General features: G+C 44.3%; 8 protein-coding genes. 4 read left to right on the top strand and 4 right to left on the bottom strand.

Annotation, left to right across the window (positions count from 1 at the left end; all coding sequences use genetic code 11):
- The first annotated feature begins 45 nt into the window (after positions 1-45).
- From AAEY80_RS13760 to AAEY80_RS13750, 3 genes are all read left to right on the top strand, one after another.
- The gene (locus AAEY80_RS13760) at positions 46-426 is read left to right on the top strand and encodes a hypothetical protein (RefSeq protein ID WP_350588486.1); all 381 of its coding nucleotides are present in this window, start codon (positions 46-48) and stop codon (positions 424-426) included.
- Positions 427-827: 401 nt separating this feature from the next.
- Positions 828-2219: an adenylosuccinate lyase gene (gene purB / locus AAEY80_RS13755; protein ID WP_350588485.1), complete on the top strand. Its 1392-nt coding sequence runs from the start codon at positions 828-830 to the stop codon at positions 2217-2219.
- Positions 2220-2262: 43 nt separating this feature from the next.
- Entirely contained in the window at positions 2263-2910 is a 648-nt protein-coding gene (locus AAEY80_RS13750; protein WP_173240446.1) for a DUF2238 domain-containing protein, read from the top strand.
- Positions 2911-2956: 46 nt separating this feature from the next.
- Here AAEY80_RS13750 and AAEY80_RS13745 read toward each other — a convergent pair whose 3' ends face one another.
- A complete protein-coding gene (locus AAEY80_RS13745; protein ID WP_025653303.1) occupies positions 2957-3142 on the bottom strand; it encodes an NF038104 family lipoprotein in 186 nt (61 codons plus the stop codon).
- A gap of 153 nt (positions 3143-3295) precedes the next feature.
- Here AAEY80_RS13745 and AAEY80_RS13740 point away from each other — a divergent pair, with 153 nt between their 5' ends.
- On the top strand, positions 3296-4468 hold the full coding sequence (locus AAEY80_RS13740; protein WP_350588483.1) for a JmjC domain-containing protein: 1173 nt from the start codon (positions 3296-3298) through the stop codon (positions 4466-4468).
- Between the two features lie 143 nt (positions 4469-4611).
- On the opposite strand, the gene AAEY80_RS13735 is transcribed toward AAEY80_RS13740, so the two are convergent.
- The 3 genes from AAEY80_RS13735 to AAEY80_RS13725 all read right to left on the bottom strand — a co-directional run bounded on the left by AAEY80_RS13735 (position 4612) and on the right by AAEY80_RS13725 (position 10630).
- The gene (locus AAEY80_RS13735; protein WP_101210990.1) at positions 4612-5301 is read right to left on the bottom strand and encodes a 1-pyrroline-5-carboxylate dehydrogenase; all 690 of its coding nucleotides are present in this window, start codon (positions 5299-5301) and stop codon (positions 4612-4614) included.
- Positions 5302-5312: 11 nt separating this feature from the next.
- Positions 5313-8588, bottom strand: a complete 3276-nt coding sequence (gene putA, locus AAEY80_RS13730; protein WP_350588487.1) for a bifunctional proline dehydrogenase/L-glutamate gamma-semialdehyde dehydrogenase PutA — start codon at positions 8586-8588, stop codon at positions 5313-5315.
- 746 nt (positions 8589-9334) lie between these two features.
- Positions 9335-10630, bottom strand: a complete 1296-nt coding sequence (locus AAEY80_RS13725; RefSeq protein WP_025653299.1) for an NCS2 family permease — start codon at positions 10628-10630, stop codon at positions 9335-9337.
- Positions 10631-11013: the final 383 nt, after the last annotated feature.

The following is an 11013-nucleotide window of genomic DNA, read 5'->3' as shown; positions in this document are numbered from 1 at the left end:
TTTATGATTATGTTTGATGATCGTATAAGCAGGCATTTAATCTAAATGGCAGTTACACAGAATCTGGGATGGACTCCAACATTACTTCCTTCCTCGCAGAACAACTTAGTATATAGCAAAGATACCTTGGTCAATGTCAACCCCGGTCAATGTATTGCTTATAGAATAATACCGACTAATCGCGCCAATTTGCCCGTCAGCAATTTTGTGATGAGTGACACATTACAAAAAGCTGGAGTGAACAATGCCACTGTCTCCTCAGTATTAGCCGTTCCAACCTATAATTCTGATGACTACGCTACCGATAGTGCCAAGGTAGGCAAAAATGATGTTCCAGTTAAGACCAAAATACTTTCAATTGCAGAAAGAGCTCAACGAGTTTTCTACTTTAATACCAAATACGGTGCGACTAACTCTAACCCTTAACCCTTATTAATCGTATATATAGAGTTTGGATCCTCCTAAACTCTATTTTTCGTATTTGAATCGACTGCCGATCAATCCAAGCTAGGATAGCTTTATCTCAATTCAATTGGATCAACTTCGTTGTCATCGCGCCTTCTACGTAATTTCTTTCTTTGAGCGATCCTTTTGTAGAATAAACTTCCTAACACCTATCGTTATGGCATCTTATTGTCATTACAAACCATAGTAGATGTAGCTCTTTTTATCCTCTAAAGTCTCTTCGAACAAAAATTTTTCTGTAGTATTGATAACACGCCTCATTTTTATCCAAATTTCACCTCCAATCAGGGTATAATTGTGCGACTAAAATATCCATGCTAGGTTATGCATTGATTCACTTATTTCAATTTTAAGGCATCACTATGACTCCCCTTACCGCACTCTCCCCAATTGACGGTCGTTACGCCTCTAAAGCTGACAGCCTACGCCCTTATTTATCTGAATTCGGGCTTATTAAAGCCCGCGTAACGGTTGAGATTCGCTGGTTACAGTCATTGGCAGATAATAGCGCGATTGGTGAGTTGGCGGCGTTTGATACCGATACCAATGCCTTTTTAAACAGCATCGTTGATGGTTTTAGTGAAGCGGATGCGCAAGCGATTAAAGACATCGAAGCGACGACCAATCATGATGTGAAAGCGGTCGAATACTTTATTAAAGATAAGTTTCGCGGGAATCAGCAGTTAGAAGATAGCCTAGAGTTTATTCATTTTGCTTGTACCAGTGAAGATATCAACAATCTATCATATGCATTAATGCTAAAAGACAGCCGCGAAATCGTCGTTGCTAAAATGCAGCAAGTCACAGATAGCATCGTTGATTTGGCGATTACCCATGCTGATCAACCCATGTTGTCACGCACACATGGTCAAACGGCTAGCCCAACGACGCTCGGTAAAGAGATGGCAAACGTCGCTTATCGCTTAGCCCGTCAAATCAAACAAATTGGTGACGTTGAACTGTTGGGCAAAATCAATGGTGCAGTCGGTAACTATAACGCGCACTTCTCAGCTTACCCTGATGTTGATTGGCAAACGCATGCTGAGCAATTCATTAATGAGCGTTTAGAGCTGACCTTTAATCCTTACACCACGCAAATCGAGCCACATGATTACATTGCTGAGTTGTTTGATGTAGTAAGACGCTTCAATACCATCTTGATCGATTTTAACCGTGATATTTGGCAATATATTAGCTTAGGCTATTTCAAGCAGCGCCTAAAAGACGGCGAAGTGGGCTCATCGACGATGCCGCATAAAGTCAATCCAATTGACTTTGAAAATTCTGAAGGTAATCTAGGCGTTGCTAATGCCATGCTTGCTCATTTGGGTGAAAAGCTGCCGATTTCACGTATGCAGCGCGATTTATCAGACTCAACCGTACTACGTAACATCGGTGTTGGTCTGGCACAGAGCATGATTGCGTTTGACGCTTGCTTAAAAGGTGTGAGCAAACTTGAGTTAAATGCACAGCGCTTAAATGACGACCTTAATCAAGCACAAGAAGTATTGGCTGAGCCGATTCAGACAGTGATGCGCCGCTACCGCGTTGAGAACCCTTATGAGAAACTTAAAGCCTTAACTCGTGGTAATGCCATGACTCGCGAAGCGATGCTGACATTCGTTGAAAGTGACGAGTTAGCAGCCGTTAGCGATGCGGATAAAACACGTCTACGTGAACTAACTCCAGCGACCTATATCGGTAATGCAGCTGAGCAAGCACGTACGATTAAAGAGTGGATTGCTAAGCTTTAATCATTAGCTATGAATAATTGCTAATAATTAAAGAAGCGTGCAAATGCATCGAAACTTTAACTCTGTCATTGTCAGTACTGTAGCGGTATTTATCGTCATGGTACTGGCAAGCATTGAGCCTCTAGAGTGGTCAAGCTACCTACTCCATCAATTAGGCACGCTGTTGTTTTTGGCATTAATGCTGTTTGCGTATCGCTACTGGCATATTAGCTCACGCTCCTATGCCCTTGCCTCAATATTCCTCCTCATTCATATCATAGGCGCACGCTATCTATATTCGTATGTGCCTTATGATAACTGGACAGAGCGGCTATTTGGTATAAGCCTAAACGAGTTGTTTGGTTGGCAGCGCAATATGTATGACAGGCTCGTACATTTTAGCTACGGGCTATTGCTGTTCAATGCGATGGTTGAAAGCTCAAAATCTATCTTTAAGATATCATCCATCAAGCTTTTAGTCGCTATCGCCCTCATGATTAATATGTCATCGAGTCTGCTGTACGAGCTACTTGAATGGGGAATTGCAGCGACTTTATCACCAGAAGCGGCAGAGGCTTACAATGGTCAGCAAGGCGATATTTGGGATGCCCACAAAGACATGGCATTAGCGCTCCTCGGTGGGCTGATTGCGGCAGGCATTCTTTTATTTAAGGCTTCTATTCAAACTCGTAGCTTTAACAATAACCGTTAAATAACAGCCTTTTAAAACAGACACAAAACGATTGCTAAAGAATAAGTTAATCGTCCTTTTTGTCGTCATCACTGTCGCCCGGTATGATAGCTTTGCCCACAGCGACGGTACCTTTTACCACGCCCTTGGTGGTTTTATAAGCAACTTTGGCAGGTACGGTCACTATCTTGTGTACACAGGCTTGTAGTAAAAACACGCTAGCGATGATGACAATAAAATGTAATTTTTTCATAAATTTCCTACGATTGATGGGATGCTCTGACAGTAGCCATTAACGTTAATAAGACTGGCAATCAGATAGGCGATAATCATAAACTATTAAAACCTTCCTATAAAGCACTCCTCACGATTAATCTTATAACTCTCTTTGAATCTGGATGTATTAATGACCTCAACTTCCCTTTGTTTACCCGACTCTATTACGCCTGAGCAATTCTTAAATGACTATTGGCAAAAAAAACCATTACTTATCAAGCAAGGTTTACCGCAATTGATTGGAATGTTTGAGCCAGAAGACATGCTTGGCCTAGCACTTGAAGAAGACGCTTCGGCGCGCCTGCTTATCCAAGCTGCAACTAAGCAAAAAGGCCAGCCACAATGGAAGCTTAAGAAAAGCCCATTGGCTGAAACTGATTTTGATAACTTGCCAGAACAATGGACTGTGCTGGTTCAGAATATGGAACAGTGGTCACCTGAGCTTGGGCAATTGTGGCAAGCCTTTGACTTTATTCCGCAGTGGCAACGTGATGATATTATGGTTTCATACGCGCCCAAAGGTGGCTCAGTTGGTAAGCATTATGACGATTATGATGTATTTTTAGCGCAAGGATTTGGGTCTAGACGTTGGCAGCTTGGCAAATTCTGTGATAAAAATACTGAGTTCGTCGCCGATGAGCCGATTCGATTGTTTGATGATATGGGCGAGATTATTTTTGATGAGATATTGGAGGCCGGTGATGTACTCTATGTGCCGCCGAAGCTGTCGCATTTTGGGGTTGCTCAAGATGATTGCTTGACATTCTCTTTTGGCTGTCGTCGTCCAAACTTGATGCAAATCATCGACAGCTTAGCTGATATCGCCACCAACGATAGCGACTTATTCGTCCCAATGCTGTTGCCACAAGCGCTGCAAGCATCAGGTGAATTGCAAGCGAGCAGCATTAGTGCCGTCAAAGATCAGCTATTACAAATGCTACAGTCTGAGCACGGCGACGATATCATTCGTCAAGCAGTGTCTGAAGTCGTGAGCAAGCGCCAGTATGATGCACTGATGCCAGAAGAGACGTTAGATACCGATGAGCTGATACAAGCTCTAGCAGAAGGTGCCACGTTGCAAGCTGACTATAGCAATCGCTTGCTCTATAGCTTGACTAATGATGGCATCACGCTATACGCCAATGGTCAGCGCATTGACGGGCTTGACGAGGCAGCAGGCGCTGTATTGGTGCGTTTGGCAAATGGCGAACACCTAAATAGCCAAGATGTGACGGATATTGATGCAGATGACTTGAGCGAATGGCTAGAGAACGGCTGGGTATGGATCGACGCGGCTGAATAGCTTTTAATGCGATTTTATTAAATTTGGCTTATCCAACCATAAGAAAACCGATACCTGATTGATTCAGATATCGGTTTTTTAATGCATATTACTTTTTAAGTTAGAGTCTTTATTGTGACATCAGACATTACTTAAATCCTTGGCTAAGTACCAAGCTCAAGCAAGCTCGCATTACCACCAATAGCGGTGGTATTAATCGTTCTTACCCGCTCAGTAACAAAGCGATGGAGGTAATCAGGCGTTAGCATCTCTGACATGCCTTCCATATCGGTCACGGCAATCACTTGCGTCAAAATACCATCCGTATTGGCCAGCTCTTGACTGATTGCTTGTACTTCACTGTTATTACCTGCAACAGCAACTTGGGCGAGACGATCAATATATAACAGCGTAATCGTTTGCGAATCATTAGCCACACTTAGCACATCATCGCTAATACCAGTGTCATAAAGTATTTTTGCTGCCTCATCACACATCTCAGCCTGACTAGGACAATGCAATATCACTTCATTGCCCATCAGTAATGCAGCGATTAGCTGTCCAAGTACTGCCATCGCCCGCGCAGACTCACCGCCGATGACCATCGTTTTACCACGACCAGTGACATATAAGTCGTTGGACTCACCTGTTGCACCCGTCATACGCTGTACTTTATCCAGACTGGGCGCGGCGTTCAATAAATGATGGAATAGACGCTTTGCCTTGTTGGCATCACCAGTCAGCAAAGCCAGCTTAGGTATCGCAGCCTCAAGATAAGTGGCGCGATTGACTGCGCTAAGTAATCGCCAAGCTTCACAAACCTGGGCATGATTTTTTTTAAATTCAGTCGCCATGTTGCTGCTCCTTATGCGATTTCTGGTTGAGTAAGTGATTCTGTTTTAGTATTGGTAGCAGTGTTTTGCTTAGTAGCACTTGTTTGCTCAGTAGCGACTGACTCAGAGCTTAGCTGCATGAGACGGGCGACGTAATGTGGACCACCCGCTTTTGGACCCGTGCCCGATAGACCACAGCCACCGAACGGTTGGACGTTTACGACCGCACCGATTTGGTTACGGTTGACATAGGTATTACCGACAAAGGCACGGCGTTCAATATGCTCAACAATATTTTCAATACGGCTGTGAATACCTAACGTTAAGCCAAAGCCAGTAGCATTGATAGCATCGATAAGCTTGTTTAAATCCCGAGCTTGATAACGTAGCACATGTAATATCGGGCCGAAATGCTCACCACCAATCACGTCGATACTTTTGACTTCAATCGCGGTTGGTAACACAAAGGTAGACTGCTCTTGACTCACAACCGAGCTGGCACTCATCGGTGTCTGCGCCAAGATATTCGCCGTTGGCTCAGCAACCATGCGTTCGATATGCGCCTCAAGACCTTGCTTGGCATCATTATCAATGACTGGGCCGACATCGGTAGCTGCATACAGCGGGTTACCCACGACTAGCTCAGCCATATTGCCTTGCAGTAGCTCAATCAACTCATCAGCCACTTCTTCTTGTACACATAGTATGCGACAAGCTGAACAACGCTGACCTGCCGAGCCAAAGGCAGACAGTACGGCATCTCTGACCACTTGTTCAGGCAAGGCTGTCGAATCGACAATCATGGCGTTCTGACCACCTGTCTCAGCGATAAACACGGGCAGCTCCCCGCTGGCTTGCGCATGATCATTTAGACTTTGATTGATACGTTGCGCGGTTTGGGTCGAACCAGTGAAGATGACACCAGATAAATTGTCAGCGGCGGTTAATGCCCCACCCACTTCACCCGCTCCAGTGACAAACTGTAGCGCCTCGACTGGCACCCCAGCTTGATACATCAGCTGCGCACCGAAATGCGCGATTAAGCTGGTTTGCTCAGCAGGTTTTGCGACAACGGTATTACCGGCGGCAAGTGCTGCCACAATCTGACCGGTATAAATAGCCAATGGGAAGTTCCAAGGGCTAATGCATACAAAGGTGCCGCGCGCTTTATACACTTGGCGCGATTGCTTGCCAGATAAATCGGTAAACTCATGCGCTTTTGCGTCTAAGCGTTCTGCTTCATCCGCATAAAAACGGCAGAAATCAACGGCTTCTTTGATCTCATCAATACTGTCTTGCATGGTCTTGCCAGCTTCGACTTGGCACAACGCCATCAGTTCAGCATAGTTTTCTTCGTAGAGATCAGCGGTTTTGCGCAATATTGCCGCACGTTTTGCCGCTGGCACTGCTTGCCACGCGCTTTGTCCGGCTACTGCGGCATCAATGGCTTGACGCGCCAATTCTGCATTGGCGTATTGTACGTCGCCTGCGATAACTTCATGATTCCACGGCGCACGCACTGTATGACTATCAAGCTTCTGAGCTTTACCATCCACTGAAGAGTCATGAATTGCTTGCCCATTGATGATAGGAGACGCGGACCATGTCTTTGTTAAATGACTGTCAATCGCGGCTTTGAATAATAGCCACTGCGACTCTACAAATATATTGGGACCAAAGCTGGCACGGCGATCGCCATAAATCTCTAAAGGTAACGGAATATACGGATTGTTTAACGTATCATTGGCTACTAGCTTGTCATACGGATGTACCGTCAGCTTATCAATCGGATAAGACTTATCTAACAACTGATGCACAAATGAGCTATTCGCGCCATTTTCGAGCAGACGGCGTACTAAATATGGCAGTAAGTCTTTGTGCGCACCAACTGGGGCATAAATACGAACAGGGATCTTGTATGTTTGTAAGATATGGTCATAAAGCGCATCACCCATGCCATGCAAACGCTGAAATTCAAAATCTCTATGCGCACTCATGGTCATCACTGATGCCAGAGTATGAGCATTATGGGTCGCAAACTGCGGCCAAATAAGTCCGCGCAGATGCTCAGACAACAAGAAGCGCGCACAGGCTAAATAAGCGGTGTCCGTGCCTTCTTTACGCGTCCAAACGGGATATCCTGACAAGCCTTTTTGTTGGGCAAGTTTAATCTCTGTATCCCAATAAGCGCCCTTAACCAAGCGTAACGGGATACGATCGCCAACTTCTTTTGCCAAGCGTGCAAGCCAAGCAAAAATAGCAACGGCGCGCTTAGAGTAGCCTTGCACCACTAAACCCAATCCATCCCAACCAGCGGTTAACGGATCCCGATAGAGCGATTCAAACAGCTTTAGAGATATCTCTAGGCGATCGGCTTCCTCGGCATCGATGCTCAAATCCACATCCACTTCGCGTGCCGCTTCGATCAGCAATAAGCAGCGCTGACGCAATAATCCCAACACCTGAGCTTCTTGCGTGGCTTCATAGCGTGGATGTAGTGCCGACAGCTTGATAGAAACTGACGGCTTTGGCATGCCCTCTTGAACTTTGACATTGGCAGTTGCTTTAATCGCATGCAAATAGTCGTTAAAGTATTTTTCGGCGTCTCTATGGGTAATCGCCGCTTCACCCAACATATCGAACGAATAGGTATAGCCTTTATTACGATACGGCTGACTGTTTTTGTTGGCGTCTTCAATCGTCTCACCAAGGACAAACTGATGCCCCATAATACGCATGGCTTTTTGCATCGCCGCCCGAATCATTGGCTCACCCATTCTTTTGGTCATTCGATCCAAAAATCCTGAAGCAGTCGTGCTATTGTCGATACTGACGACACGGCCCGTCATCATCATGCCCCACGTCGAGGCATTGACCATAAAACCATTGTCATCTTTTAAATGCTTTTTCCAGTCCGCCACACTCATCTTGTCACGAATCAACGCATCAGCGGTATAATTGTCTGGCACGCGAATCAAGGCTTCGGCCAAGCTCATCAGCAAAATACCTTCTTGCGTATCAAGGCTGTATTCAAGCAATAACGAATCAACCATTTTGATTGCTTTGCCATCATTGCGCACATATTCAACCAGCTGGCGCGTCTGATTACTAGCCGCCTCACGCTCTTCATCACTGGGTTTAGCAAGTGGTAATAAGTCAGACAACCAACGCTGCTCATCGACACTATACAAAGGTGAGATGCGCGCATACAACTCATCTGCGGACTGATCAATATAGGCTGGCGATAGCATATCGACCGGGTTAAATAAAATCGGCTCTCTCGGGGTAAACTGCTCTACTGGGTTCATACCAACTCCATAACTATCGTCTAAAAACCATGATAAATGGGCCATGAGGAAAACTGATTGCGCAAGCTTACTGCCTATAATCCTACGATATTTAATAGGAATTATTGACTGCGGCTCACAGTAATAATCAAAAGACCAAACGGCGCCATCGTAAAACGAGCAAATCCAGCATAAGCTGGAAACGTTTAAGTAGGTCGTTCGAGTGTTAAACGGGCTACGTTAACAATATAAAGGCAACAACGAACAGCTAAGCGGCATTAGTGCCTTCTTCTTGTCAGTAGTGAAAGGAGTGCGATTGATAGCTCAAGGTCGAACCTTATTAAAATAATAACCATAAGTTATCACGCTAATGAGCCCAAATCCGTCATCTTATACGGCGCTAATTCACTGTAAGAAAAACCTCTACGGCGTTGATTGAGGTGATGCGCTTAACCCAGCTATGGTATCATGAAAAAAAATTTCGAACTAACGATATTTAGGATTTAAGTCAATAATTATATCTTTTAAAAACAATTAGTTATCTATAATTTATTGGTAATGACGCTTTAGTTATAATTTTTTGTTTACTATTGGTTATTAATTGTTTTTTGAGTCGAATATTTTCCGCTAATTATGACCAATGACTTTCTTTCAAACGTAAAAAAACCCTCCTTATTACTCACTAATAAAGAGGGTTAAAATTCAAAATACTAATAAGGTTAAAAAACCAATAACCCTATTATTGGCAATGTCATACCATCAGACATTTATAACAATACTAACTTTGCCAAAAGAATCGCTGTCAAAACCCATACAGGAATTGTAATTTCAGAGAATTTACCCGTCATCAACTTCACCGCGGTAAAGGTAATAAAACCAAGCGCGATACCATCAGCGATAGAATATGTCAGCGGCGTTAATAGCAATACAACTGCGACTGGTGCGGCTTCGGTCAAATCTTCCCAATTGATGTCTTTTAGCGTGAACAACATCAATACCGACACATAGAATATCGCCCCTGCCGTGGCATAAGCAGGAATCATACCGGCTAATGGTGCAAAGAAAATACTGAGCAAAAACAGCACACCGACAGTCACTGCCATCAGACCCGTACGACCACCTGAAGCAACTCCTGACGCACTTTCAATATAACTGGTCGTTGAAGAAGTACCTAGCATGGCACCAGCAACCGTAGCGGTTGAATCAGCCAATAAGGCTTTGTCCATATTAGGGATGTTGCCGTCTTTATCGATAAGCCCTGCTTTATTGGCAATACCAACCAAGCTGCCCGCTGTATCAAACAAATCAACGAATAAGAAAGCAAAAATAACGCTGATCATACCAATATCAAACGCGCCCGCGATATCAAGCTGTAGGAACGTTGGGGCAATGGGTGGCGGTGCCGACATGATACCAGTGAATTGCGTATGCCCCGTCACCAAACTAACCAAAGTGATGAACAATATACCAATGGTAACCGCGCCTGGGACTTTTTTATAGACCAGACCAATAATGATGAAAAAGCCTAAGGCCGCCATCATGGGTGGAAATGAAGTCATGTCCCCAAGCATCACTAACGTCGCATCACGTCCAACGATGATGCCGGAGCTTTGCAGAGCAATAAACGCCAAAAATGCACCGATACCGGCAACGATACCTTGCTTCAGACTGGTAGGGATGGCATTAATAATCCATTCGCGTATCTTAAATAAGCTCAAAAGGATAAACAAACACCCTGATAAGAATACTGCTCCTAATGCGGTCTGCCACGCATAGCCCATGCCCAGCACTACACCGTAGGTAAAAAAGGCATTTAAGCCCATACCTGGCGCCAATGCCACCGGCAGTCTGGCATAAATACCCATGATAAAGCAGCCTATTGCCGCTGCCAAACAAGTAGCAACGAACACCGCACCTTTGTCCATACCCGCTTCTGCTAATACATTGGGGTTTACAAAGATGATGTAAGCCATCGTCAAAAAGGTCGTAATACCGGCTAGGATTTCCGTTTTGACCGTGGTGTTTTCACCGTTGATCCCAAAATAGCGTTCAATTGCATTCATAAGTGTCGCGCCCAGCTTGCTAGTGAAAGAACAAATTTAGTGGCGCCTAAAATAAAGATGACGTCAGCAAGCAAGTTGCGACGTCATAATCAAAAGGCAGCGGTAACAAAGAGCAATATTTTAGAGAAATTGAGCTACAAATTCAATCATTACCCGTGCCTTACGCGTTTAAAACGAAAATAAGACTGTACTGTCATTCTATTATTGGATAATAGTCGTGTTATAGAATAATCTAGCCTGCAAACCTACCTTATATCGATAAAAATCATAACTCTATCAATAAAACGCTTTTTTTTCGCTTTAAGCTTTCTTGGATTCAACATTGAAGTGCAACGCACCCGAAGCTAGATTTTACCTCAAGAGGCGTTCTAAACCCTAGCACC

Source organism: Psychrobacter sp. 78a-MNA-CIBAN-0178, assembly GCF_040309625.1.
In the GTDB taxonomy this organism is placed as follows: Bacteria; Pseudomonadota; Gammaproteobacteria; order Pseudomonadales; family Moraxellaceae; genus Psychrobacter; species Psychrobacter okhotskensis.
The sequence above is the reverse complement of the archived record's forward strand: the minus strand, read 5'-3'. Positions and strand labels throughout refer to the sequence as shown.